22 protein-coding genes are annotated in these 24,189 nt (G+C 64.2%); 10 read left to right on the top strand and 12 right to left on the bottom strand.

The features are described 5' to 3' along the window. Nucleotide 1 precedes the first annotated feature (1 nt). Entirely contained in the window at nucleotides 2–652 is a 651-nt protein-coding gene (maiA, locus tag EN861_RS27570) for a maleylacetoacetate isomerase (protein ID WP_135866793.1), read from the top strand. Nucleotides 653–654: 2 nt separating this feature from the next. On the opposite strand, the gene EN861_RS27565 is transcribed toward maiA, so the two are convergent. After that, nucleotides 655–1,899, bottom strand: coding sequence for an MFS transporter (locus tag EN861_RS27565; RefSeq protein WP_135866791.1), 1,245 nt, complete (start codon nucleotides 1,897–1,899; stop codon nucleotides 655–657). Between the two features lie 99 nt (nucleotides 1,900–1,998). Between EN861_RS27565 and EN861_RS27560 the strand changes: the two genes are divergently transcribed. Together EN861_RS27560 and EN861_RS27555 are read left to right on the top strand one after the other, a co-directional pair. After that, complete coding sequence (locus EN861_RS27560; RefSeq protein ID WP_135866789.1) at nucleotides 1,999–2,460, top strand: helix-turn-helix domain-containing protein; 462 nt, start codon at nucleotides 1,999–2,001, stop codon at nucleotides 2,458–2,460. Nucleotides 2,461–2,576: 116 nt separating this feature from the next. After that, nucleotides 2,577–3,617 (top strand): zinc-dependent alcohol dehydrogenase family protein, encoded by a 1,041-nt coding sequence (locus tag EN861_RS27555; RefSeq protein WP_135866787.1) that lies wholly within the window; start codon nucleotides 2,577–2,579, stop codon nucleotides 3,615–3,617. 18 nt (nucleotides 3,618–3,635) lie between these two features. On the opposite strand, the gene EN861_RS27550 is transcribed toward EN861_RS27555, so the two are convergent. Beyond that, nucleotides 3,636–4,526 carry a DMT family transporter gene (locus EN861_RS27550; RefSeq protein ID WP_127280262.1) on the bottom strand — a complete coding sequence of 297 codons (891 nt, stop codon included), beginning with the start codon at nucleotides 4,524–4,526 and terminating at the stop codon, nucleotides 3,636–3,638. A gap of 106 nt (nucleotides 4,527–4,632) precedes the next feature. Between EN861_RS27550 and EN861_RS27545 the strand changes: the two genes are divergently transcribed. Then, nucleotides 4,633–6,036, top strand: a complete 1,404-nt coding sequence (locus EN861_RS27545; RefSeq protein ID WP_127872688.1) for a PLP-dependent aminotransferase family protein — start codon at nucleotides 4,633–4,635, stop codon at nucleotides 6,034–6,036. A gap of 4 nt (nucleotides 6,037–6,040) precedes the next feature. On the opposite strand, the gene EN861_RS27540 is transcribed toward EN861_RS27545, so the two are convergent. Then, nucleotides 6,041–6,931, bottom strand: a complete 891-nt coding sequence (locus tag EN861_RS27540; protein WP_127280150.1) for a LysR family transcriptional regulator — start codon at nucleotides 6,929–6,931, stop codon at nucleotides 6,041–6,043. 131 nt (nucleotides 6,932–7,062) lie between these two features. On the opposite strand from EN861_RS27540, the gene EN861_RS27535 reads away from it, so the two are divergent. Then, nucleotides 7,063–8,520 carry an MFS transporter gene (locus EN861_RS27535; RefSeq protein WP_135866785.1) on the top strand — a complete coding sequence of 486 codons (1,458 nt, stop codon included), beginning with the start codon at nucleotides 7,063–7,065 and terminating at the stop codon, nucleotides 8,518–8,520. Between the two features lie 142 nt (nucleotides 8,521–8,662). Here the strand turns inward: EN861_RS27535 and EN861_RS27530 are convergent, their stop codons facing one another. From EN861_RS27530 to EN861_RS27520, 3 genes are all read right to left on the bottom strand, one after another. Beyond that, nucleotides 8,663–9,160 (bottom strand): MaoC family dehydratase, encoded by a 498-nt coding sequence (locus EN861_RS27530; RefSeq protein ID WP_127280148.1) that lies wholly within the window; start codon nucleotides 9,158–9,160, stop codon nucleotides 8,663–8,665. Between the two features lie 257 nt (nucleotides 9,161–9,417). Next, nucleotides 9,418–9,846: a phasin family protein gene (locus EN861_RS27525; protein WP_135866783.1), complete on the bottom strand. Its 429-nt coding sequence runs from the start codon at nucleotides 9,844–9,846 to the stop codon at nucleotides 9,418–9,420. A 104-nt stretch (nucleotides 9,847–9,950) separates the two neighbouring features. Then, the gene (locus EN861_RS27520; RefSeq protein ID WP_135866781.1) at nucleotides 9,951–11,246 is read right to left on the bottom strand and encodes a DUF445 domain-containing protein; all 1,296 of its coding nucleotides are present in this window, start codon (nucleotides 11,244–11,246) and stop codon (nucleotides 9,951–9,953) included. 271 nt (nucleotides 11,247–11,517) lie between these two features. Between EN861_RS27520 and rirA the strand changes: the two genes are divergently transcribed. Continuing rightward, on the top strand, nucleotides 11,518–11,982 hold the full coding sequence (gene rirA / locus EN861_RS27515) for an iron-responsive transcriptional regulator RirA (protein WP_135866779.1): 465 nt from the start codon (nucleotides 11,518–11,520) through the stop codon (nucleotides 11,980–11,982). A 31-nt stretch (nucleotides 11,983–12,013) separates the two neighbouring features. Here rirA and EN861_RS27510 read toward each other — a convergent pair whose 3' ends face one another. From EN861_RS27510 to hemP, 5 genes are read right to left on the bottom strand one after another with little or no spacing between them, the layout of a single operon-like run. After that, entirely contained in the window at nucleotides 12,014–12,802 is a 789-nt protein-coding gene (locus EN861_RS27510) for a heme ABC transporter ATP-binding protein (RefSeq protein WP_135866777.1), read from the bottom strand. 26 nt (nucleotides 12,803–12,828) lie between these two features. After that, nucleotides 12,829–13,929 (bottom strand): iron ABC transporter permease, encoded by a 1,101-nt coding sequence (locus tag EN861_RS27505; RefSeq protein WP_135866775.1) that lies wholly within the window; start codon nucleotides 13,927–13,929, stop codon nucleotides 12,829–12,831. A gap of 5 nt (nucleotides 13,930–13,934) precedes the next feature. After that, nucleotides 13,935–14,843, bottom strand: coding sequence for a hemin ABC transporter substrate-binding protein (locus tag EN861_RS27500; RefSeq protein WP_135866773.1), 909 nt, complete (start codon nucleotides 14,841–14,843; stop codon nucleotides 13,935–13,937). 10 nt (nucleotides 14,844–14,853) lie between these two features. Continuing rightward, the gene (locus EN861_RS27495; protein WP_135866771.1) at nucleotides 14,854–15,915 is read right to left on the bottom strand and encodes a hemin-degrading factor; all 1,062 of its coding nucleotides are present in this window, start codon (nucleotides 15,913–15,915) and stop codon (nucleotides 14,854–14,856) included. Between the two features lie 23 nt (nucleotides 15,916–15,938). Further along, entirely contained in the window at nucleotides 15,939–16,145 is a 207-nt protein-coding gene (hemP, locus tag EN861_RS27490) for a hemin uptake protein HemP (RefSeq protein WP_027051401.1), read from the bottom strand. A 200-nt stretch (nucleotides 16,146–16,345) separates the two neighbouring features. Here hemP and EN861_RS27485 point away from each other — a divergent pair, with 200 nt between their 5' ends. From EN861_RS27485 to EN861_RS27470, 4 genes are all read left to right on the top strand, one after another. Further along, on the top strand, nucleotides 16,346–18,535 hold the full coding sequence (locus EN861_RS27485; protein ID WP_135866769.1) for a TonB-dependent hemoglobin/transferrin/lactoferrin family receptor: 2,190 nt from the start codon (nucleotides 16,346–16,348) through the stop codon (nucleotides 18,533–18,535). 6 nt (nucleotides 18,536–18,541) lie between these two features. After that, nucleotides 18,542–18,979, top strand: coding sequence for a hypothetical protein (locus EN861_RS27480; RefSeq protein ID WP_135866767.1), 438 nt, complete (start codon nucleotides 18,542–18,544; stop codon nucleotides 18,977–18,979). 98 nt (nucleotides 18,980–19,077) lie between these two features. Further along, nucleotides 19,078–20,127, top strand: coding sequence for an energy transducer TonB (locus EN861_RS27475; RefSeq protein ID WP_245512119.1), 1,050 nt, complete (start codon nucleotides 19,078–19,080; stop codon nucleotides 20,125–20,127). Between the two features lie 59 nt (nucleotides 20,128–20,186). Beyond that, nucleotides 20,187–20,501, top strand: a complete 315-nt coding sequence (locus EN861_RS27470) for an antibiotic biosynthesis monooxygenase (protein ID WP_127872698.1) — start codon at nucleotides 20,187–20,189, stop codon at nucleotides 20,499–20,501. 12 nt (nucleotides 20,502–20,513) lie between these two features. Here EN861_RS27470 and putA read toward each other — a convergent pair whose 3' ends face one another. Then, nucleotides 20,514–24,122 carry a bifunctional proline dehydrogenase/L-glutamate gamma-semialdehyde dehydrogenase PutA gene (gene putA, locus EN861_RS27465; RefSeq protein ID WP_135866765.1) on the bottom strand — a complete coding sequence of 1,203 codons (3,609 nt, stop codon included), beginning with the start codon at nucleotides 24,120–24,122 and terminating at the stop codon, nucleotides 20,514–20,516. Nucleotides 24,123–24,189: the final 67 nt, after the last annotated feature.

Here is a 24,189-nt window from a genome sequence, read left to right as displayed (position 1 = left end):
CATGAGCAACATGGTCCTGCACAACTACTATCGCTCTTCCACCTCCTATCGGGTGCGGATCGCGCTGGAGATGAAGGGGCTGAGCTATGACTATGTGCCGCATCACCTGCGCCATGGCGAACATCTGGAAGCGGCCTATCTCGCGGTCAACCCTCAAGGGTTGGTCCCCGCGCTGATCTGCAACGACGGCACGCTGCTGACGCAGTCGTTGGCGATCATCGAATTCCTCGACGAGACCACGCCGGAACCAACGCTGCTGCCAAAAGACCCGCTTGGCCGGGCGCGGGTCAGGATGCTGGCGCAGATGATCGCCTGCGACATCCATCCGGTGAACAATCTGCGCGTGCTGACTTCGCTGCGCACCCTGTTCGGCGCCGGCGACCAGGATGTCGCCAACTGGTTCCGGCATTGGGTCAATGAAGGTTTTGGCCCACTCGAGACATTGCTGACGGCTTCGCCCGAAACCGGCACATTCTGTCATGGCGACACGCCGGGGCTGGCAGACATCTGCCTTGTCGCCCAGGTCACCAGCAACGCCCGTTTTGGCGTCGATATGGCGCCCTACCCGACGATTTCGCGCATCAACGCCGCCTGCATGGCGCTACCCGCCTTCCAGAAAGCCGCGCCCCAGAACCAGATCGACGCCGAGTAAATTCACCGGCCGACGCGCAGCGTCAGCGCCCAGAACAGCAGCGCTAGCAAGCCGATGCCAACGCCGAGCAGCGAGACACCGCTCCAGCCGGCCACGCCATAGGCCATGGTCGAGACGATCGAGCCCAGCGCGCTGCCGAGCGAATAGAAGATCATGTAGCCACCGACCAGCCGGCTGCGGGCATCCGGTCGACGCGCGAAGATTAGGCTCTGGTTGGTGACGTGTGTGGCCTGGATCGCCAGATCCAGCATGACGATGCCTGCGACCAGTAGCCACAGCGACATGCCCATGAAGGCGATCGGCAACCAAGCCGCTGTCATCAGCAGCAGGCTGAGCCCGGTGACCAGTTGCCCGCGTCCCCGATCCACCAGGCCACCGGTCCATCGCGCCCCCAGCGCGCCGGCGACGCCGGCGAGCCCGAAAAGTCCGATTGCGGTGTGCGACAGCGAGAACGGTGGCGCGCTGAGTGGCAGCACCAGCGGCGCCCACAGCACGTTGAAGCTGGCGAAGATCAGCAGGGCGAGAACCGCGCGCACACGCAGCAGTGGCTCCTTCACGAACAAGAGCACCACCGAGGCCAGCAGGCGCGGATAGGATGTGCTTGGCCTCTCCGCCTCATGGCGCGGCAGGATGAGGTAGAGAAGCACCGCCATGAATAGGGTGAGCGCGGCCGAGACGACATAGACCCAGCGCCAGCCGGCGAAATCGGCGACGACGCCGGCGACGAAGCCGGCAAGCAGGATCCCTGTTATGACGCCGCTGGTGACGGTGCCGACCGCCCGCCCCCGTTGCGATGGCGCGGCGAGATCGGCCGCGTAGGCCACCAGCACCTGCACCACCACGGCAAGCAGTCCGACAACGGCGAGACTCGCCAGCAGCATTGCCGCGTTCGGCGCGACCCCGACGGCTATCAGCGCCACCGCCGAAAGCACCGCCTGCCCCGCAATCAGCTTGCGGCGATCGAACAGGTCGCCAAGCGGCACGATGAACAACAGGCCGAGCGCATAGCCGATCTGGGTGACCATCACCACGATGCCGATCGAGGCCGGCGCAATGGCGAAATCATGGGCCATGGCGTCGAGCAGCGGATGGGCGAAATAGACATTAGCGACGCTCAGGCCGCAGGCAACGGCGAAAATCAGCGTGGTCATCCCGGACAATCCCGGCGATGACGCCGGCGTCACCTGCTCGCGCTCCTCGGTTCGCTCCGCCTTCGTCGCGGCGCCGTTCATCACCTCTATATTCATGTCGCTCTCCGCAAACGGTTTCAAATTGAAACCGCTTGCTGGATAGACAGAACAGTTTTATGTTGCAACCAAAATGACCGATCTGGACCAACCATTGCCATGGTGAAACGAACGAGCCACCAGAGTGCGGACTGCCTGATCGCACGACCGCTCGACGCGATTGGCGACTGGTGGTCACTGCTCATCGTGCGCGACGCGTTCGACGGATTGCGGCGCTTCGGCGAGTTTCAGAAGAGCCTCGGCGTCGCCAAGAACATCCTGTCGGCGCGGCTGCGCAATCTGGTTACGCACGGCATCCTCGAAACCGTCCCAGCGCCCAACGGCGGCGCGCATCATGAATATGTGCTGACGCAAAAAGGACGCGGCCTGTTCTACGTGCTGGTCGCGTTGCGCCAATGGGGCGAGACCTATTTCTCCGGCCCCGGCGAGCCCTACACATTCATGGTGGATACCGAGAGCGGCAGGCCGATAAAGCGCCTTGAAGTGCATGCCGAGGACGGTCGTCTGCTAGCCCCCGGCGACACCAGGCTTGCCGATTTCCGCAACCAGGAAAACAGGTAAACGTCGTTCCTTGGTTCGGCGGAGCGGCCATCCTGGTGGAATCGATTTCCGCTTGACCGGACAAGGAATCGGCTATCTTTCCGGTGACAAATGCCGTCTCAAGGGTGGAGTGACCGATGAAAGCCGTCGTCTTCGAAAAATTCGGCGAAGCGCCGACGATCCAGACTGTTCCCGATCCCAAGCCGGCTGCCGATGGCGTCGTCATCAAGGTCGAGGCGACCGGGCTGTGCCGCAGCGACTGGCATGGCTGGATGGGCCATGATGACGGCATCACCCTACCGCACGTGCCGGGACATGAACTGGCCGGCGTGGTTGTGGCGGCCGGCAAACAGGTCACCCGCTGGAAGGCGGGCGAGCGCGTCACCGTGCCGTTCGCCGTCGGCTGCGGCCGCTGCTTCGAATGCAACTCCGGCAATCACCAGGTCTGCGAGCATCAGACACAGCCTGGCTTCACCGGCTGGGGCTCGTTCGCCGAATATGTCGCTATCGAGCACGCCGACACCAATCTGGTGCGCCTTCCCGACGAAATGGAATTCGCCACCGCCGCCAGCCTCGGCTGCCGCTTCGTCACCTCTTTTCGCGCCATCGTCGACCAGGGCCGGGTGACGCCGGGCGAGTGGGTGGCGGTGCATGGCTGCGGCGGCGTCGGCCTGTCGGCGATCATGATTGCCAGCTCGATGGGCGCCAATGTCATCGCCATCGACCTCACCGACGAGAAACTGGACTTCGCCAAAAAGATCGGCGCCGTGGCGACCATCAACGCGTCCACGACGCCGAACGTCGTCAAGGCCGTCAAGCAGATCACCAATGGCGGCGCCCACATGTCGATGGACGCGCTCGGTCACCCCACGACGTCCTTCAACTCGATAGCCAACCTGCGCCGGCGTGGACGTCACGTGCAGGTCGGCCTGATGCTGGGCGAGCACGCCCGCCCCCAGGTGCCGATGGACAAGGTGATCGCCTTCGAGCTCGAAATCCTCGGCAGCCACGGCATGCAGGCCTATCGCTACCCCGCGATGATGGAGATGATCCGCCACGGCAAGCTGAAGCCCGAACTGCTGGTCGGCAAGAAGATCAGCCTCGACGAGGCGCCCGCGGCCTTGATGGCGATGGGCGGTTTCGAGGGCATCGGCATTGGCGTGGTGACGAAGTTCTAGCGAGGGTCGGCATCATCACTATGCAGCCGCACGCCGCGGCAAATCCTGCTTGGCGAATTTCTTCGCGCCGAACACACATGTCACCACGCCGAGCGTGACGACGATCATCATCGGACTGACCTGTTCACGCAGCAGTGTCGCCGCTAATGCGAGCCCGAAAAACGGCTGCAGCAGCTGCAACTGCCCCACTGCTGCAATGCCGCCTTGCGCCAGGCCGCGATACCAGAAGACGAAGCCGATCAGCATGCTGAACAGCGAGACATAGCCAAGACCGATCCAGGCATTGGAGCCAACGCTGGCGAAGGACGACGGCAGGGTAGCAACCGTCAGCACCAGCATGACCGGCAGGGACAGCACCAGCGCCCAGCAGATCACTTGCCAGCCGCCCAACCTGCGCGACAGCGCGGCGCCTTCCGCGTAGCCAAGGCCGCAGACGATGATGGCCGCAAGCATCAGCCCATCGCCGACCGGCGAAGCCGTCACGCCTTGCGCAAGCGCGAAGCCCGCCACCAGCGCACTGCCGAGGCATGAGAACAGCCAGAAGGCCGGCCTTGGCCGTTCGCCGCCACGCAACACGCCGAAGATCGCGGTCGCCAGCGGCAGCAAGCCGACGAAGATGATGGAATGGGCCGACGTGACATGCTTCAGCGCGAGCGCCGTCAGCAAGGGGAAGCCGACGACCACGCCAAGCGCAACGATGATGAGCGACAGCAAGTCATGACGCCCGGGGCGCTTCTCGCGGAACACAAGCAGAAGGGCGAGACCAAGCAGGCCGGCTATGACCGCGCGGGCCGATGTCAGGAATATCGGATCGAGATCCATCACCGCCACGCGCGTCGCAGGCAACGAGCCGCTGAAGATCAGCACGCCGATAAATCCGTTCACCCAGCCGCTCGCCGTCTTGTCCATTGCAGGCTCCATTGCTTTCGCCCTCTATGGTGCGAACAACCGTGGCGCGGCCAGAGACAATGGGGTACAATTCGACGAAACTGTAGTGACGAATTGAGCAGTACGGATGACAGACCTTGCTTTGGAACCCGACGGCGCACGCACCCTTGTGGAGAGTGTGATGGCGACCATCCGTCAGCGGATCGCCGCGCGCAGCCTGACACCGGGAACCCGGTTACCGTCTATCCGTGCCTTCGCGAAGTCCATGCAGGTATCCAAATCCACCGTCGTCGAAGCCTATGAGCGGCTCGCCGCCGAAGGCGCGATCCGCTCCCGGCCGGGTTCCGGTTTTTATGCCGCCGGCTCGCTGGCGCCGCTGTCTTTGGCCGAGATCGGCCCCCGGCTCGATCGTGCCGTCGATCCGCTCTGGGTTTCGCGCCAGTCGCTGGAGGCTGGCGAGGAAGTCCTGAAACCCGGCTGCGGCTGGCTACCGGCTTCATGGATGCCACAGGCCGGGCTCCGCAGGGCATTGCGCACGGTCGCGCGTGCCGACGATGTCGCGCTTGCCGACTACGGCACGCCGCTCGGGCTGCCGCCGCTGCGGCAATTGCTGGCGCGGCGCCTGGCCGGGCATGGCATCGAAGCTTCGCCCGAACAGATCATGCTGACGGAATCGGGCACCCAGGCCATCGACCTGCTGTGCCGGTTCCTGATCGAGCCCGGCGACACCGTGCTGGTCGACGATCCCTGCTATTTCAATTTCCACGCTTTGCTGCGTGCCCATCGCGCCAAGGTCGTCAGCGTCCCCTACACGCAATCGGGGCCTGATATCGAGCTGTTCGCCCAGGCGCTCGCCGAACACCGGCCGCGCCTCTACATCACCAACTCCGCCATTCACAATCCGACGGGGGCGATCCTGTCTCCGGTGACGGCCCATCGTCTGCTCAAACTGGCCGACCAGTCGGGCCTGACCATCGTCGAGGACGACATCTTCGCCGATTTCGAACATGCCCCTGCCCCCAGGCTGGCGGCGTTCGACGGCCTTAGCCGCGTTGTCCAGATCGGCAGTTTCTCCAAGACGCTGTCGGCGTCGGTCCGCTGCGGCTTCATCGCCGCCCCCCGCGACTGGATCGAGGGCCTGGCCGACCTCAAGATCGCCACGACTTTCGGCGGCGGACGGCTGGCGGCCGAACTTGTGCTGACGTTGCTGAAGGACGGCAGCTACCGCAAGCACATGGATTTGCTGCGCGCGCGCCTCTCGCGTGCCATGGGCGAGACCAGCGCCCGGCTGAAGGCGATCGGCATCACGCCCTGGATCGACCAACCGGCCGGGCTGTTCCTGTGGTGCGGCCTGCCGGACCGGGTAGACGCGGCCGACGTCGCCCGCCGCGCGCTCGCCGACAACATCGTTCTGGCACCCGGCAATGCGTTCAGCCTGTCGCAGTCAGCCAGCCGCTTCCTGCGCTTCAACGTTGCCCAATGCGCGGACGAGCGGATTTTCAAGACGCTCGAAACGGCAATGTCTCGCTGATCGGTCAGCGACCCGCACAGACTTCCCGCACGCAGTCCCGCAGCCAGCGTTGCGCCGGATCCGCCTCGAGGCGCGGATGCCAGAGCATCGAGATGGTGACGTCCACGGTAGCGACCGGCGGCGCAAAACTGTGCATGCCGGCACGCGCTCCTGCCGTATGCCGCTCGGGCACGCTGGCGATCAGATCCGAGGCCCGGGCCATGGCAAGTGCCGCCGAAAAACCTGAGACCATGCACACGACCCTCCGCTGCAAGCCAATCATGCCCAGGGCCTCGTCGATCGGTCCCTTCTCGCGGCCGCGTCGCGAGACGCTGATGTGCCGGCCAGCCGCATAGCGCTCGGGCGTCACCTTGCCCTCGGCCAGGGGATGGCCGGCTCGCACGGCACCGATAAAGCGGTCGCGAAACAGGGCCTGGATGCGAACCTCGGGTCCGGTCTCGCCGGCAACGCCGATTTCCAGGTCGATCGCCGCTTCGCGCAGCGACATCGCATCCTTGTCGGACTTCGGTGCGAAACGCAGCCGCACCCCTGGCGCATCGGCCTCGGTGCGGGCGACGAGGCGAGGCCCGAACTCCTCGACGAAGCTTTCGTTGGTGCGCAATGTGAAGATCCGGTCCAGGCTCCGGGGATCAAGCAACTCGGTCGGGCGCAGGAGCACCTCCGCGTCCTGGACGACACGGCCGACCTGTCGCCGCAATTCCTCCGCACGCGGCGTCGCCACCAGGCCGCGCCCGGCGCGCACCAGCAGAGGATCGCCCGTTGCCTCGCGGAGCCGCGCCAGCGTCCGGCTCATCGCCGAGGGGCTGAGCCGCAGCCGGCGCGCCGCGCGCGCCACGCTGCCTTCGGCCAGCAGGACGTCGAGGGCAAAGAGGAGATTGAGATCGGGCGATGTCATGGATCGATCATAGCATATGATATGGCGTCCGATGCACGAATAAGATGCAAATGCTGCGCCTTCCGCCGCATCGGACACAAGACTAGATCTCCGACAGCTCCGGTTCCGGAGCAGACAGAAAGGAGATCGCCTTGGCAGTCGTTGAGCAAAATCGGGAACTGATATCGGCGCCGCGACAGGCCCAGTCCGCTGGCCTGGCGCTGGTGAGCCTGTCGCTCGCCACGCTGCTATCGTCACTGGGAACCAGCATTGCCAGCGTCGGCCTGCCTTCGCTGATGCAAGCCTTCGATGCATCGTTCCAGGCCGTGCAATGGGTGGTTCTCGCCTATCTGCTCGCCATCACCACGCTGATCGTCGGCGCCGGACGGCTGGCCGACATGTTCGGGCGTCGGCCTTTGCTGCTTTGTGGCATCGCGCTGTTCACGCTGGCATCGGTGGTCTGCGGACTGGCACCGACACTCTGGCTGCTGATCGCGGCGCGCGCCGTGCAGGGACTTGGCGCCGCGCTGATGATGGCGCTGACACTGGCCTTCGTCACGGAAACCGTAAGCAAGGAGCGAACCGGCAGCGCCATGGGCCTGCTCGGCGCCATGTCCGCGATCGGCACGACGCTCGGGCCTTCGCTTGGCGGCTTGTTGATCGCCGGCCTCGGCTGGCGAGCAATCTTTCTTGTCAATGTGCCGCTGGGTCTTCTGACCTTCGCTCTCGCCTGGCGTGCCTTGCCGGCGCGAGGCGGAACAATGGCGGCCGGTCGAGGCACGTTTGACGTCCCGGGCACCGCCCTGCTGGCCCTTACCTTGGGCGCCTATGCCCTGGCATTGACTCTTGGCCGAGGCAATCTCGGTGTGCTCAATCTGGGCCTGCTGGTCGCGGCCGGTATCGGCGTCATCGTGTTCGCCATCGCTCAGGCGAAAGCGAAGGCGCCCCTCGTCCAACTCGACCGCTTCCGCGACCCGCGGCTGAGCGCCGGCCTCGCCATGAGCCTGATCGTCGCCACGGTGATGATGGCAACCCTAGTGGTTGCTCCGTTCTACCTGTCGCGCGGGCTGGGATTGGATGCCGCGATGGTTGGAATGGCGCTTTCGACCGGGCCGCTTGTCTCGACCCTGTCGGCGCTGCTGGCCGGCCGGCTGACCGATCGCTTCGGTGCCCATCGGATGATGGTCGCCGGCCTGCTCTGCCTCGCCACGGGAACGTTCCTCCTGTCGCTCGCCCTGACCAAGCTCGGCATCGCCAGCTACGTCGCTCCAATCACCGTCACCTGCTTCGGCTATGCCCTGTTCCAGACCGCCAACAATGCAGCCGTCATGGGCGGTGTAAGCGCAAACGAACGTGGCGTCGTTTCCGGTCTGCTCAACCTGTCGCGCAATCTTGGTCTCATCACTGGCGCATCGCTAATGGGTGCCATATTCGCGATCGCATCGAGTAATGCACAGCAAGGGATCGGGCAGCAGCTCTTGAGTTCCGCGGCGGCGACCCAAGGCATGCAGATCACCTTCCGGGTGGCCACGGCCCTGGCCCTGGCCGCGCTGGTCCTTGCGGTGCTCTCCGCCCGCGCCGACCGCCGAGCGGAACCCAACCGGCGTTGAACCGCAATCGTTTGACTGCTCGCCTTCGCCGCCCCTCCTTCACGACCTTCATCCTGCCCATGTGGGTGATGGCCATAGGCATCGTCTTTGCCGGAACTGTTACGGCCAATGAAATGACGCGAGGGGCCTGGCGGACCGCCGTTCAGGCCCCTGCCCGTTTGCGGCGTTCGTAAAGCATGACGAGCGTTTCAGCCATCAGCGCCGGCTTTTCCTCGCCTTCGATCTCGACCGTGTTGGCTGCCTTCATAAGATACTGGCCTGGGCCACGGTCTTCCATGGAAAGCAGCGTCGTGCGCAGGCGGATGCGCGCGCCGACCCTGACCGGCGCCAGGAAACGCACCTTGTCGAAACCATAGTTGAAGGCGGCCTGCGTATTCTCGGGCACGATCCCCATTTCGAGGGCCAGCGCGCCGATGATCGACAACGTCAGATAGCCATGCGCGATCGTGGTGCGGAACGGGCTTTGCCGCCGCGCCCGTTCAGGATCGACGTGGATCCATTGATGGTCGCCGGTGCATTCGGCGAACTGGTTGATGCGGTTCTGGTCGACCGTGGTCCATTCCGAGACGCCGAGTTCCTGTCCGGACATCGTTCTCAGCTGTTCGTAGGTTGGCGGCGTTTTAGGCCGTACTTCCGTCATTCCTGCTTTCCCGATCGCTTCCAGAGCTTCCGGACCACGAACCGGCGGCCTCTGTCAATTCGTTCCGCGCAAAACCGTTCCGCCGGATTCGAACACACTCGTGCCATGGCTTGCCACGCAATGGCAGGCCCGAATCTGACTTTTTGACCTTCCAGCTTGCCGGGAGCTTATGCCGTGGCGCTAATGCAACTATGTGCAAGGTTGCGGAATCGCGAACCGGCGTGCCGGATAGAGGGCGAAACGACAGCCGATGGGATTCACTTCTGCCCGTAGCCGGCGCGGACCTCCTCCATCGCCTCCTTGATGCGCGCGCGCAGTATGTCGATCGATTCGGTGCCTGATTTCCTGGCCAGTTCAGCCACTTCACCAGCGTTCTTGAGCGCGGCCTCGAAGGATTTTCTGGCAAACTCCGTCTGCTTGGCCATCAGTTCCTGCGGATTGCCCGGTGCGCGGTAGCTCTGCGCCATGTCGGCGACCTCCCGCAACGTGTCCTGCAGCATTTCGCGCTGCCTCGACAACAGCGAGGTCGCTCCCGCCGCACTGGTCCGCGCCGCCTTCTCCAGCGCTTCGAGGTTCTTGCGATGATGGGCAAGGATCGCCTCGACATCGACGTTGGGCACCTTCAGGTCACGGCCGAATCTGCCGAACATCTCCATGAAGGAATCGGATTCTGCTTGTCTGGCCATGACTGTCTTCTCCCCTTTGCCGCGGTTGCGGACGCCCTCGACGGGAGAATAGCACTCGAACGCCGTGTGTCCATTTCGAACGCACGCCTGGCGATCGATACGGATTAATTGACCGGGAGCAGCAACTCGATCGTATAGAGCACGATGCCAGCCAGCCCGCCGATGATCATGCCGTTGAAGCGGATATATTGCAGGTCCCTGCCGATGTTCATCTCGATCAGGCGTGTCAGCTGCGCCAGGTCCCAGCGCTTGACCTGGTCGGCGATGAATTTCGACACGCCGCTCTTCTGGCTTTCCACGAAGGAGGCCAACGCCACCACGAATCCTTGGTTCATGTCGGCCCGGATCTGGGCATCGCCGGCGAGATGGCGGCCGACTTCGACGAACATGTTGGCGAGATGCTCCCGGACCAGCGAATTCGGCGCCTTGGCATCCTGCTCGATGAACAGGCTGAGGCTCTCCCACATGTCGCCGGCCAGCGCCCTGACTTCGGGTCTGGCGAGAAAATCGCGCTTCATTTTCTCCGCTCGCTTGGCATATTGCTTGGACGTGCGCAGCCGGTCGACGAAACTTTGCGCGAAACGGTCGAATTCGGCGCGCATCGGGTGGTCGGGATCGGCACGCACTTCGTCCAGCAGGGAGCCCGCCGAGGCGACGATCTTCTTCAGGAGGTAGGCATCGGCGCGAAACAGGTTGAACAGCGACGGCAGTTCCTCGCGGATCTTGTCGCGCATCGTCGCCAGCGCCTGTTCGTCGTTGAGGAACCGGCCGATGACCTTGATGAACTCGTCGAACAATTTCTGGTGGCGGCGATCGTCGGTGAGCGCCGACAAGAGTTCGGCGGCCAGCGGCGCCAGCGGCACCTTTTCGATCTGCTCCAGCATACGGCTGGTGACGAAACCGCGCAGGCCCGATTGTTCGACGGCCGCAAGCGTACGCGGCACCAGCCGCACGACGAAGCGCGACAGGCCGGCGGCGCGTTCGGCATCGGCGAGCCAATCGGCGACGAGCGCCGAAAAATCGACCTCGGCGAGTTTTTCACGCACAGGTTCCGGCGCCAGGAAATTAACCTCGATGAAACGGCCGAGATTGTCGGCTATCCGATCCTTGTTTTCCGGGATGATGGCGGTGTGCGGGATGGGTAGCCCGAGCGGCCGTTTGAACAGCGCCACCACCGCGTACCAGTCGGCAAGGCCGCCGATGGTGGCCGCCTCGGCGAAGGCGGCGACGAAGCCGAGCCACGGGTAGCTGGCCTGGAAGGACTTGGCCAAGACAAAGACCAGCACGCAGAGTGCCAGCGCCGCCGTGGCGACGAACTTTGTCCGCCGCAGCGCCGAAAGCTTGGCGCCCGCGTCGGTGTCGAAACGGACAGGCGCCAGCGACTGGGCCGATTGAGACATATGAGCCGCTCCTCGTCGATCCCAGGCTATTTAGTGCTTCGGCCGTCAAAATGCCCGCGACAGCCGATTTTCTCAGCGTTTCGCCTGGCCACGCACATAAAGTTGACGCGAATATTCAGCTATAATCCCAAGCCAGTCTGGAATTATTCCAAGGTATAGGCCATATTCGACCGAGGCCAGCGCGGCGACTCCGAAAATCCTGGTGAAGCCGCGCCGGCAAAGTTCCAGACTCTGGCATGGTTGCACCGCGCCAGCGCTTTGTGAGGATGAAATGCGGCTTACCCGCCAAACCAACTATGCCATGCGCATCCTGATGTATTGTGCCGCCAACAATGAACGGTTGAGCCGCATCCCGGAGATCGCGACCGCCTATTCGGTGTCGGAACTGTTCCTGTTCAAGATCCTGCAGCCTTTGGTCGAGAACGGCCTGGTCGAGACCGTCCGCGGCCGGAACGGAGGGGTACGGCTCGGCCGCGCCGCCGAATCGATAAGCCTGTTCGATGTTGTGCGCGTGACCGAGGAAAGCTTTGCCATGGCGGAGTGCTTCGAGAATGACGCGGCCGAATGCCCGCTGGTCGACAGCTGCGCATTGAACTCGGCGCTGCGCGAAGCGCTCAACGCCTTCTTCGCCGTGCTTGCCCGCTACACGATCGCCGATCTGGTGGCGGCGCGGCCGAATGTGCGCAACCTGCTCGGTATCGACATGCTGATGGAGCGCCGCGCCCCGGCAGCTTGATCCTGCGCAGGCCGGGCCGAAGACCGCAGATCTAGGCTGCCGATTGCGGCAGCACGAATGGCATGTTGCCGGCCGGCAGCACGCCGACCTTGAGCCGGCAGTCGAACACATTCTCGATCAGATCGTCACTCAGCACGTCGCGCGGCGATCCGGTCGCGGCCAGCCGGCCGCGATGCATCACGAAGATGCGGTCGGCGAACATCGCCGTCAGATTGAGGTCGTGCAGGATCGCGACCACGCCGCCGCCTCTTCTGGCGAAGTCGCGGGCGATGTTCATGATGATCAGCTGATGCTTGATGTCGAGGCTGGAAACCGGTTCGTCGAGGAAGAGATAGCGCGGGCCGCCGTCAAGCACCGGCGCCCAGACCTGGCACAGCACGCGGGCAAGCTGGACACGCTGCTGCTCACCACCGGAAAGCTCCTGGTAGAAACGACCGGCAAAACCGTCGAGATCGACCCGCGCCAGCGCCCGCTCCGGCAGGCGTTCGTCCTCGCCGGGCAGCACGCCCGAGCGTCCACCGACGAGGCCAAGCCTGACGATCTCGCGCACGGTGAAGGGAAAGGACAGGGTCGTTGCCTGAGGCAGCACCGCTCGCACTGTCGCCGCCTCGACCGGCTTCATCTTCGACAGCTCGCGACCGTTGATAAGGATCCGTCCGGTATGGACGAGATCCCCCGACATCGCCTTGAGAAAGGTCGTCTTGCCCGATCCGTTGGGGCCGACGATGGCCGAGATTTCACCTGGCCTGACTTCGAAATCGACGTTGGCGACAATGCGCTTCTTGCCGATCGCCACAGAAACGTCGCGGGCTTCGATCATGAAACACTCCTACAGGGTCTCAAATCTCACAAATCGATCACGCCACGCTTGCGCAGCAGGATCCACAGGAAGAACGGTGCGCCAGCGACGGCGGTGACGATGCCGATCGGCAACTCTGCCGGCGCCACGATGGTGCGGGCCACGGCATCGGCGAGCAGCAACAGCGAGGCGCCGAGCAGCGCCGAGGCCGGCAGCAGGTAACGATTGTCCGGGCCAATCAGCAGGCGCAGCAGGTGCGGCACGACGATGCCGACGAAACCGATGCCGCCGCTGACGGCGACGGACGCCCCGACCGCCGCCGAGACACCAATGATGGCTGTGTATTTCAGCCGCTGCACCGGAATGCCGAGATGGCCGGCGGCGGCCTCGCCGAGCGCCAGCGCGTTGAGACCCCGGGCAAGGAACGGCATCGCCGCGAGTGCCAAGACGATGATGGGCCCGACGGAAGCGATCTTGGCCCATGTCGCACCACCGAGCGATCCCAGTGACCAGAAGGTCAGATCGCGCAACTGGCGATCGTCGGCCATGAAGATGAGGATTCCGGTCAGCGCCATGGCAAGTGCAGCCAGGGCGATACCCGCGAGCAGCATGGTGGCAACAGAGGTTTGCCCGCGTCGCGTGGCGACCTGATAAAGCACCAATGTGGTGGCGAGGGCGCCGAAGAATGCCGCAAGCGGCAGCGCGAGCGTTCCGAGCAATGCGGTCACCGGTGCCAGCATGGTCCCGCCCAGCACGATGATGGCCACCGCGCCGAGGCTGGAGCCGGCTGAAACGCCGATCAGTCCGGGATCGGCGAGCGGATTGCGGAACAGTCCCTGCATGACGGCGCCACAGACAGCGAGAGCCGCACCCACCAGCATGCCGAGGATAACGCGCGGCAGGCGGATGTCATGGACGATCAGGCTGTCACGGGCGTTGAGTGCCGCATCGCCGGGGATGGTGCCAAAGAGCCAATCCCTGATGACGTTCACGGCGGATGCATCCGACGCCCCGGATGTGAGCGAAAGCAAGACGGCGCCCGCCAGGCCCAGGCACAGCATAAGAATGACGGCACGGGCGCGGCCGGAACGATCCCCTTCGGATGCACCCATCGCCTTCACCGGACCGGCGATCGACTGGTCGGCCATGATGCTCAGTCCGTGACCTGTGCGCCATAGAGCGACACGGCGAGATCGTGGATCGCGTCGGCCGTGCGCGGTCCGAAGCCCAGTAGATAGGCGCCGTCGATGCGGAGCAGCTTGCGCGCCGTTCCGGCCGGCGTCGAGGCGATGGATGGATTGCCGAACAATTCGTCGTCCGAGACCGGCGGCCCGGCATTGGTCATCATCAAGATCACGTCCGGCCTGGCGGTGATGATCGCTTCGTCGGACATTTGCTTGTAGCCGGAAAAGCCTTCCACCGCATTGACCCCGCCCGCCAGCTTGACCATGCCATCGGCCGCGGTTTCGCTGCCGGCCGCCAGGATCTTGCCACTCTGTATCGAGAGAACGAACAGGACGCGCTTGCGCTCCTTGATCGAGGCTGTCTGCTTTTCGGCGGCCGTGAGTTTGGCATCGAGCGCCTTGGCCAGCACCTCGGCCTTGGCCTCGACCCCGAGCGCCTTGCCGACAATGCGGACCTTCTGGAGGATGCCTTCGCGGCTGTACAGTTCGGGCACTTCGATGAATGGAATGCTCGTCTTCTTTAGCACGTCGACGGCTTCCTTGGGGCCGCTGCCGTACAATGCCAGTATGCCTGTCGGATTGACCGACAAGACGCCTTCCGGCGACAGCTGGCGCATGTAACCGACATCAGGCAGGTCGAGCGCGGCTTTTGGAAAATTGCTGGTGGAATCGCGAGCCACCAGATGCTTTTCCTCTCCAAGCGCATAGACGATCTCGGTGATGGACCCGCCGATGGCGGCGATCTTCGAAGGATCGGCGAAGACCGAAACGCCTTCGTTGGCGCCGGCCGGCTGCATTGCGGCGAAAGCCAGGGCAAGGCCGATCGCGGAACCGATCATCGATCCGCGCAGGGCGGACAGTCTCGACACAAAACTCATTACACTGTCCTCAGGCTGCCGTCGGGCTTGGAATGCGCGGCAGGTGCTCGGCCAGGAAGCGCCAGTCGTCGCGCTCGCTTTCGCCTTCGTGGCGCTTGCCGAAGAACTGGATGATCATGTCGCCATTGGCGGCATAGACCTCGAGCGAGGTGACGTGGCCGTCCCTGGTCGGCTTGCGCACCGCCCATACCTCATGGATGTGGTCGGTTCGCAGATGCAGATGAAAGGTCTCGTCCAGCACGTTGATCCACGGTCCCATCGGCTTGATCGACTTGACCGGGCCGGAATGGATCTGGATGCAGCCGCGGTTGCCCACAAAGCACATGATCGGCATCTCGCTTTCGGCGGCGTGATGGAACATGGCGCGCACCGCGTCATTGTCGAGCAGCCAGGCGTAATCCTGGCCGACCATGCGCACCGCCTGGCGGCGGCTGAGCTTCAACGTCTTCAGCATGCCGAAGAACTGGTGCACGTCCGTCAGCCGGCTCCAGCGGTCACGCAGATCGTCCAGGCTCGCAGTCGATGTCCCGGCCTCGCTTTCCTCGTCGAGAACGGGTCCTGAAATCTCGATCGTCGGCCCCTGGTTCGGTGATTCCAGCGAGGCGACCAGCTTCTGGTAGGCATAGAGGCTGGAGGCGGGGCGCAGGTGCACCTTGTGCACCGCCTCGCCGGAAGCATCGAAGAATTGCAGGCTGCGGCGGATGTCGTCGCCGTCCCGCTTTTCCAGGGCGAAGCCATGCGCCCAGATTTTCGGGAAGATGCGCAGGTCGATGTTCTCGCCAAGCACCATCGCATTGTGATTGCCGGTGACGACCTTGTCGTAAACGCCGATCTTTTCGTGCACGGCGCTTTCGTTGCGGGTCAGCGCCATCACCTCGCCAACGGCCTCTAGACCGGTCAGAAGGTCATTGACGCGCGGCTCGATGCGAATGACGCCATCACCGCAATGCGCGGCCACCAGCTCGGCCTCCGAAATGCCGAGCTGGCCGGCCAGATCACGCTCGCGCGCTTTCGGATTCTCGGTCCGTGCCCGCCGGATTTCATGCGGAGCGGGTTTTACGCGCTGGTCCATGTCTTTACCCCTGATGCCTTGCCTTACTTGTTGAGAATGAGCTTGCCCTGGCGGGTGATCTTCAGCCGGTAGAGCGCCCCATGATGTTCGATGCCGATCTCGTGCTCGCCCTGGAATAGGGTGTTGCTGGACAGCGTTCGCACCGCCAGCGGAATCCGATCGAAACGGGCGGAGGCATCGTCGGAACGGCGGACGCGATAGCGAAAATCGTTGGGATTATGCGTGTTCATCTGGGTCGATCCCTTTCCTGTGCCGGGCATCTGGCTAGGCGCTGCGAAATTGCCGATTCATTTCTTGACTCGAATAATCATGTTTACTAGTCAGTGCAATACCGGACTAAATGAGTCAACATTTAAGATGCCGGATACGATCAAAAATGCCAGCAAGCCCCAGGCCAGCCAGCATGGAACCTGGGATTTGGAGTTGGGGCATGGGGTCAATGAATTGGGAACGGCGCGGCCGGGCGACGGCGAACGGCGCGGCGGCTTTACTCGCGGGCGTGGCGGCGATCGCCTTGTCCGCGCTATCGGCGCACGCCCAGCAGGCAACGCAGCCGGCGGGCAAGCAACCGGATCAATCGAAGAAGACTGACCAGGAAAAAGCAACTCCCGCGGGCGCGACGCTGCTCGACAAGATCCTGGTGCTCAGCCGCACCGGCGAAACGGCGATCGAATCGCTGGCCTCGGCCAGCCATGTCGACCAGGAACAGCTCGACCGCCGCATGGCGACGACGCCAAACGAGATGCTTTTCGGTGTGCCCGGCGTCGCCGCACAGGCGGACGCCAGGCGCGTCAGCACCAGCATCAACATCCGAGGCCTGCAGGATTTCGGCCGCGTCGCTGTCATCGTCGATGGCGCGCGCCAGAATTTCCAGCGTTCCGACCACGGCACGCAGTCGACCTTCTACATCGATCCCGAGCTCGTCAAATCCGTCGACGTGATCCGTGGCCCGGTCGCCAACACCTATGGCTCGGGCGCCATTGGCGGTGTCGTCTTCTTCGACACCAAGGATGCCCAGGATTTCCTCAAGCCTGACGAGAGCTGGGCCGGTTCCGTCACCGGACGCTACGAGAGCAACGGCAAGGGCTGGACATCAAGCGCATCCGGCGCTTATCGCGTCAGTGAGAACTGGGAGGTGCTGGGCAACATCGTCTACCGCGACTACGACAACTACAAGGACGGCGACGGCGACACCGTCAACGGCACTGGTTTCGACGTGCTGAGCGGCCTGCTCAAGACCACCATCCGGCCGACCGAGAACAGTGAGCTGAAGCTTGGCTGGGTCGGATCGAGCGACGGCTGGGACGAGACCAGCGGCGGCGTGCCTGTGAATGATATCGACCTGAAGTCGAACACCTTCACGGCCCGCTACAACATCACGGACGAAGACAAGAGCTGGCTCGATCTCCACATCAACACCTCCTACAACAAGACCAATCTCGGCCTGACCAGTCTTGTCCCGCAGAACCGCTTCGATCCGGTCTCCGGTCTTCCCGTGGTGCTGCCGGCAGGATCACAATCGACATTCGATGTCGGCACGGCCGGTATCGATATCTGGAACACGTCACGGTTCGAAACGGGCGGCATCGCGCATGAACTGAGCTATGGCGGCGACTGGGTCGGCGACAATGTCAAGACGGGCGGCGCGGCCGGCGGCGACAGTTTCTACACCCCTTCGGGCAAGCGGAACGTGTCGGGCGCCTACGTCCAGGACAAGCTCACCTGGGACTGGCTCGAAGTCATCGCCGGCCTGCGCTACGACAGCTACATCCTGAAGAACGACACGCACGATATTTCCGGCGACAGGCTATCGCCGCGCGTCACGGTCGGTGTCTCGCCTTTCGAGAGCGCCGGCCTTGCCGGCCTGCAATTCTACGGCACCTATGCGGAAGGCTATCGCTCGCCCTCGATCACGGAGACTCTGATCAGCGGCAACCATCCGGCAGGCGTCAGCTTCCCGTTCCTGCCCAATCCAAATCTGCGGCCTGAAACCGGCAAGACGACCGAATTCGGCGTCAACTACAAGCAGAACGACATCTTCGAGGCTGGCGACGCCTTGCGCCTGAAGGCAGCCTATTTCAACAACGATGTCGACGACTATATCGACGGCGTGACGCTGTCCCCGTTCGCCCCAGGCAGCGGCTGCCCCTTCGGCCCCGGCATCCCGATCTGCTTCCAGTATCAGAATTTCGCCAAGGCCAGGATCAACGGTTTCGAGCTGGAAGGTGTCTACGACGCGGCGTGGGGCTATGCCGGCCTCTCGGCTTCGATCACAAATGGCCACACAGTTTCCTACAAGGGCGTGGAGGCCGACCTCGCCACCATTCCCTCCTCTCAGGTCACCGCTCAGCTCGGTTTGCGTTTCCTCGAGGACAAGCTGACCGTCGGGGGCGAAGTGCAGTACAACGGCAAGCCCAAGGGCAATGCGGTGGCCACCGACTATACGCTGGTCAACGCCTTTGCCAGCTATCAGGCGACCGACGATCTAAAGGTCGATTTCCGTGCCGACAACCTGTTCGACGTCAAATACGCCAACCCGCTGAATGGCGGCACGACGGTCGCCGTCTATGAACCCGGCATCACGCTGAAACTGGCGGCAACCATGCGATTTGGAGGCTGATCCATCATGACGAGCTTGACGACATCGCTTCGTCTGCTGACCTCGGCGCTGGCGATGTCGCTTGCGATGGTTCCGGCGTGGGCTGAGCAGTCCGCGCCGGTCCTGACCCTCGAACTCAATGCAGCGCAGCCTTCCGACAAGGGCTGCCGCCTGACCTTCCTGGTCAGCAACAATCTCGGCGCCGACCTCATCAAGGCGGCGTTCGAGATCGCCCTGTTCAACGAGGCCGGTATCGTCGACCGGCTGACCGTGCTCGACTTCAAGGACCTGCCGGCCGGCAAGACCAAGGTGACGCGCTTTGACCTGGCCGGCACTGACTGCGCCAAGGTCAGCCGCGTGCTGATCAACAGCGCCACGGAATGCGCCGGCACGGGCGTCGAGCCGGCCGCCTGCATGCGCAAGCTGAAGACGGACACCAGGACCGGCATCGCTTTCGGCGTCTGAGGGCGGCGGTGGGACTGGAACCCGACTTGGCGCGACATATGGTGGCCCGGCCGCTGGCCGGCCTTCCGCTGTTTGAGCCAGTCCATCTTGATTTGACAATGACGCCTGGGCCGCTGCATTTTCCGCCGCGCGACATGCAGGAAATCAGTCCCCTCCCCAACGTCGGCGACGAGTTGGCCATCGTGCCGGCCGAGCCGCTTGCCCAGACGCGGCCGCCTGCCGGCAACGGCAAGTGGGCAACGGCGATCGCCATCTCGGGCCTGCTCCATGCCGCGGTAGCGGCGGCTTTTCTGATCTCACCCGCCGGCACGTTTGTTTCCAGGCAGGCGGAGCAATCGGAAGGCGGCGATCACACGGGCGACAAGGTAGCCGGCAGTGCGCTGGACAAGGACCCCGCGGCAATGAATGTCACGTTGGTGCCGAACCAGCCATCGGCCAAACCACATCGGGCAAAGGCAGCCAGGCCGGCGCCGCCGACGGAACCTTCGCGGCCCACGCCGGAAGCTGTGACACAGGATCGCGAGCCCGTCCGGGACGCCGCGAAGCAGGCTTCGGAGCCCTCGCAGGAACCGGCCAAACAGCCAATGGTGACACCCGACATACTGGTGACGGCAAAACCCCGCCCGGACGACCAGAGCGTGGCCGCCAGGAACGAAACGCAGGCGCAGCCGAGCGTCCAGGCCGAAACCGTCGAGATGCCTGTCGCCGCTCCCGATCACCCGCCGACACCCTATGCAAGGCCGACTCCGGCGGCCGCGCCTGCGACAGCTGCAGCGGCGGATGAACGGAGCGGTACGGCCGACGGCCAGGATCGGCCGGCGCAAGCGGCCAGCATGGGCAAGAGGCAGAAAGAGGCCGGCAGCGCCGCGGAAGACAGCTACCGCGGCGACGTCTTTCGAAAGCTCGGCAGCGTCAATCGAACTCTCCCGCCTTCGCTGCAACTGGCCGCGCGAAACAATGCGGTTGTGGCATTCGCCATAGGCAAGAAGGGCAACATAGATCAGTTGCGTATTCTGGAAAGCTCGGGATCGAAGACTTTCGATGAGGCCGCGCTTGGCATCGTGCGCAAGGCTGCTCCCTTCCCTCCAATTCCGCCACAGGCCGCGAATCCGGGTTTGGAATTCGAGGTCGGGATCGGCCCGTTCTAAGATGTGAGCAGCACAAACGTTGCGGCGCCAACCATCAACATCCGCAGGAAAGGGACCCCATGTATATCGCCATGAACCGCTTCAAGGTGCAGACCGGCTCCGAGGCCGATTTCGAAGCCGTGTGGAAGAACCGCGATTCCAGCCTTGCCGAGATGAAAGGCTTCCGGGAATTCCATCTGTTGCGCGGCCCGGCCAACGAGACCGAAGGCTACACGCTGTTTGCCTCGCATACGGTCTGGGCGAGCCACGCCGACTTCGTCGCCTGGACCAAATCGGAGAACTTTCGCGCCGCCCACCGCAATGTCGGCACGACAAAGGTCCATTATCTCGGCCACCCGCAATTCGAGGGTTTTTCCGTCGTCGAAGGCGCGTAAGTACCGACTAATCTATGCGGCGGCCAACAGGCTGGCATTGCCGCCGGCCGCCGTGGTGTCGACGCAGACGGCCCGCTCATGCGCATAGGCCGCGGGATTGAGCACCTCGCTGACCAGCGGCACGATCGGCCCGCTGCGCTCGGCGATGACCTTGCGCACGATGCGCGCCGCCTCGGGCGTGCCTGAAAAAGCAACGACATCGACGCGCAGCGAGCGCGCCTCGACCGGATCGGGGCGGCCATCGATGGCCGCCAGCGGCAGGCCTTTGCCGGTCAGCGCCGACAGTGCCGCCGGGGCACCTGGCGCCACGGCCAGCACTGCATTGCCGGCGGCGAGCGCCTGGATGGTCTGCGCCAGCAGCGTGTCGGCGTCCGGCCCCAGGCACAGCACCCGGCCGCGCGGCGACAGTGACAGCGTGTTGGCCTCGCCGGTCGGGCCGGGCAAATCGACCTGACCGAAATCGATTGCAGCGGCGGCACCGATCGCCGCCGCGCCCTTGCCGCGCAGATGTTTCCTCAGGATGGCGATCCGGTCCGGCCGCGTCGACCAGCCGCCCAGCGACGGATCGGGCAGATTGTCGGCCAGTTCGGTGGCGGTGACCTTGTGCCCGTCGGCCAGGTGCGTGCCAGCTTCCGGCCCCTTGCGGAAGCGCCTGAGATAATGCGGGCCGCCGGCCTTCGGCCCGGTGCCGGAGAGGCCCTCGCCGCCGAACGGTTGCGAACCGACCACGGCGCCGATCTGGTTGCGGTTGACGTAGATGTTGCCGGCATGAATGCCGTCGACGAAATGCTGGACGCGGCCCTCGATGCGGGTGTGCAGGCCGAAGGTCAGGCCATAGCCCTTGCGGTTGATGGCGGTGATGACGCTGTCGATCTGGTCGGCATCGAAACTGGCGACATGCAGCACAGGCCCGAACACCTCGCGCTCCATGTCCTCGATGCCCTTGACCCGCAAGACATGCGGCGCGACGAAGCGCCCATCCTTGGGGGCCTCGAGCTTGGCGATCAGCCGGCCCTCAAGACCCTTCTTCGTGCAATAGTCGCGGATCGAGGCCTGCGCCTCATCATCGATGACCGGGCCGACATCGGTCGAGATCAGCCAGGGATCGCCGATATTGAGCGCCTCCATGGCGCCCTTCAGCATCTCCAGCATCTTCTTCTCGACGTCCTTCTGCACATAGAGCACGCGCAGCGCCGAGCAGCGCTGGCCCGCACTCTGGAAGGCCGACGCCAGGATATCGCGCACCGCCTGTTCGGGCAGCGCTGTGGAATCGACGATCATGGCGTTGAGACCACCGGTCTCGGCGATCAGCATGGCGTCCGGCACGGCGGTCTCGGCCAGTTGTTTCTCGATCAGCTTGGCGACTTCGGTCGAGCCGGTGAAGCAGACGCCGGCAATGCGCGGGTCCGCTGTCAACGGGCCGCCCACCGATGGGCCGTCGCCGGGCAGGAGCTGGATGACGTCTTCCGGCACGCCAGCCTCGCGCAGCATCTCGACCGCGCGGAATGCGATCAGCGGCGTCTGCTCGGCCGGCTTGGCGATCACCGAGTTGCCGGTGACGAGTGCCGCCGCGATCTGGCCCGTGAAGATGGCGAGCGGGAAATTCCATGGCGAGATGCAGACAATGGCGCCGCGCGCTTGCGTGCCCGCCTCGGCGTTTGCCGCCTCGGCGGCGTAGTAGCGCAGGAAGTCGACGGCCTCGCGCACCTCGGCGACGCCGTCGGCCAGCGATTTGCCGGCCTCGCGCGTGGCGAGAGCGAAGAACTCGACCGCATTGGCCTCGTAAAGGTCGGCCGCGAGGTTGAGGATCGCGGCACGCTCGGCAACCGGCCGTTTTGCCCAGGCCGGCTGCGCCTCGACAGCGTTGCGCACCGCGGTCGCGACCTGCTTGGCGGCGGCCTCGTGAACCGTGCCGACGACCTCGGAAGGCTTTGCCGGATTGACGATCGGGCGCTGCTTGCCGTAGCCGGCGGCGCGCGTGATCGGCTTGGCGTGCCAGCGATCCGACCCGGCAAAGGCCGCTTTGGCCTTGTCGATATCAGCCAGCGTCACCGTGTCCGTAATGTCGAATCCTTTCGAGTTGCGGCGCCCGATCCCAAAGATCTGGGATGGCTTGGCGATCGCCGGATTGGCGGCCGGCCCCTGGCTTTCGACCGTTTCCAGCGGATCACGCGCGATGTCCTCCGGCTCGACGTCCTCGTCGGTCAATTGGTGCACGAAGGAGGAATTGGCGCCGTTCTCCAGCAGGCGACGGACCAGATAGGCAAGCAGGTCCGAATGTGCACCGACGGGAGCGTAAATGCGGCAACGCGTGCCCTCTGACCGGCGCACGGTTTCGTGCAAGGCCTCGCCCATGCCATGCAGGCGCTGGAATTCGAAGGTATCGCGGTTGTCAGCCATCGACAGGATGGCGGCGACGGTGTGGGCATTGTGGGTGGCGAATTGCGGATAGATCCGGTCGGTCATGCCAAGCAGTTTTCTCGCGCACGCAATGTAGGAAACGTCGGTGTTGGCCTTGCGCGTGAACACGGGATAGCCTGAAAGGCCGAGCGTCTGCGCCCGCTTGATCTCGGTGTCCCAATAGGCGCCCTTGACCAGCCGCACCATGATGTTGCGATTGTACTTTTTCGCCAGTGCATAGAGCCAGTCGATGGTGAAAGCCGCGCGCGGACCGTAGGCCTGCACGACGACGCCGAACCCGTTCCAGCCGGCGAGTTCCGGCTCGGCCAGCACCCGTTCGATGACGTCAAGCGACAGGTCGAGACGATCGGCCTCCTCGGCATCGATGTTGAGGCCCATGCGCGAATGCCTGGCCGCGAGTGCCAGCGACAGCAGCCGCTCGGCCATCACAGGCAGCATTTCCTCCTTCTGCGCCAGCTCGTAGCGCGGATGCAACGCTGAGAGCTTGACCGAGATTCCATGGTTGAAGCGGATATCAGGGCCGTTGGAGCCGGCATCGAGCGAGGAAATGGCGTCGGCATAGGCCTTGTGATAGCGCAGCGCATCGGCCTCGGTGCGGGCCGCCTCGCCCAGCATGTCGAAGGAATAGAGATAACCCTTCTGCGTCATCGGCCGGCCGCGCTTGACGGCCTCGGCGATGGTGCGACCCAGCACGAACTGTTCGCCCATCTCGCGCATGGCGGCGGCCACCGCCTTGCGGATGACCGGCTCGCCCAGCCTGCGCACCATCGAACGCAGCGTGCCTTCGATGCCGCCCTCGCCTTCGTCGAGCACGCGGCCGGTCAGCATCAGCGCCCAGGTCGAGGCGTTGACGAAGATGGAACTCGAACCGCCCGAATGCGCCGACCAGTCGTGCGGCGCGATCTTGTCGGCGATGAGGTCGTCCATCGTCTCGGTGTCGGGCACGCGCAGCAGCGCCTCGGCCAGGCACATCAGCGCCACGCCTTCCTTGGTGGAGAGACCGTAGGCGGAGAGGAAGACTTCCATCAGCCGGGGATCTGTAGAGCCCCGCACCGCCCGCACCAGGTCGGCCGCGCGGGCCGAGATCGCCTTGCGGTCTCCGGCCGAAAGTCCGGTCGCCTCGGCCAACCGCGTTACCGCCTCGTCTTCGTCGGGCAAATAGTTGGCGCGGATCTGCTGGCGGATGGCGTCGAGCGGCATGGCGGTCCTATGAGCAACCATAAGGGAACGGGCCGGCGGTCACCGGACCGAATGGCGCAAGCTAGCA

This window comes from Mesorhizobium sp. M8A.F.Ca.ET.218.01.1.1, assembly GCF_004791165.1.
Classification (GTDB): domain Bacteria; phylum Pseudomonadota; class Alphaproteobacteria; order Rhizobiales; family Rhizobiaceae; genus Mesorhizobium.
The sequence above is the reverse complement of the archived record's forward strand: the minus strand, read 5'-3'. Positions and strand labels throughout refer to the sequence as shown.

Excerpts from the sequence above, each read along its gene's own strand:
- maiA (WP_135866793.1), top strand. The coding sequence starts at position 2 with ATGAGCAACATGGTCCTGCACAACTACTATCGCTCTTCCACCTCCTAT.
- EN861_RS27565 (WP_135866791.1), bottom strand. The coding sequence starts at position 1,899 with ATGAATATAGAGGTGATGAACGGCGCCGCGACGAAGGCGGAGCGAACC.
- EN861_RS27560 (WP_135866789.1), top strand. The coding sequence starts at position 1,999 with ATGGTGAAACGAACGAGCCACCAGAGTGCGGACTGCCTGATCGCACGA.
- EN861_RS27555 (WP_135866787.1), top strand. The coding sequence starts at position 2,577 with ATGAAAGCCGTCGTCTTCGAAAAATTCGGCGAAGCGCCGACGATCCAG.
- EN861_RS27550 (WP_127280262.1), bottom strand. The coding sequence starts at position 4,526 with ATGGACAAGACGGCGAGCGGCTGGGTGAACGGATTTATCGGCGTGCTG.
- EN861_RS27545 (WP_127872688.1), top strand. The coding sequence starts at position 4,633 with ATGACAGACCTTGCTTTGGAACCCGACGGCGCACGCACCCTTGTGGAG.
- EN861_RS27540 (WP_127280150.1), bottom strand. The coding sequence starts at position 6,931 with ATGACATCGCCCGATCTCAATCTCCTCTTTGCCCTCGACGTCCTGCTG.
- EN861_RS27530 (WP_127280148.1), bottom strand. The coding sequence starts at position 9,160 with ATGACGGAAGTACGGCCTAAAACGCCGCCAACCTACGAACAGCTGAGA.
- EN861_RS27525 (WP_135866783.1), bottom strand. The coding sequence starts at position 9,846 with ATGGCCAGACAAGCAGAATCCGATTCCTTCATGGAGATGTTCGGCAGA.
- EN861_RS27520 (WP_135866781.1), bottom strand. The coding sequence starts at position 11,246 with ATGTCTCAATCGGCCCAGTCGCTGGCGCCTGTCCGTTTCGACACCGAC.
- rirA (WP_135866779.1), top strand. The coding sequence starts at position 11,518 with ATGCGGCTTACCCGCCAAACCAACTATGCCATGCGCATCCTGATGTAT.
- EN861_RS27510 (WP_135866777.1), bottom strand. The coding sequence starts at position 12,802 with ATGATCGAAGCCCGCGACGTTTCTGTGGCGATCGGCAAGAAGCGCATT.
- EN861_RS27505 (WP_135866775.1), bottom strand. The coding sequence starts at position 13,929 with ATGGCCGACCAGTCGATCGCCGGTCCGGTGAAGGCGATGGGTGCATCC.
- EN861_RS27500 (WP_135866773.1), bottom strand. The coding sequence starts at position 14,843 with ATGAGTTTTGTGTCGAGACTGTCCGCCCTGCGCGGATCGATGATCGGT.
- EN861_RS27495 (WP_135866771.1), bottom strand. The coding sequence starts at position 15,915 with ATGGACCAGCGCGTAAAACCCGCTCCGCATGAAATCCGGCGGGCACGG.
- hemP (WP_027051401.1), bottom strand. The coding sequence starts at position 16,145 with ATGAACACGCATAATCCCAACGATTTTCGCTATCGCGTCCGCCGTTCC.
- EN861_RS27485 (WP_135866769.1), top strand. The coding sequence starts at position 16,346 with ATGGGGTCAATGAATTGGGAACGGCGCGGCCGGGCGACGGCGAACGGC.
- EN861_RS27480 (WP_135866767.1), top strand. The coding sequence starts at position 18,542 with ATGACGAGCTTGACGACATCGCTTCGTCTGCTGACCTCGGCGCTGGCG.
- EN861_RS27475 (WP_245512119.1), top strand. The coding sequence starts at position 19,078 with ATGACGCCTGGGCCGCTGCATTTTCCGCCGCGCGACATGCAGGAAATC.
- EN861_RS27470 (WP_127872698.1), top strand. The coding sequence starts at position 20,187 with ATGTATATCGCCATGAACCGCTTCAAGGTGCAGACCGGCTCCGAGGCC.
- putA (WP_135866765.1), bottom strand. The coding sequence starts at position 24,122 with ATGCCGCTCGACGCCATCCGCCAGCAGATCCGCGCCAACTATTTGCCC.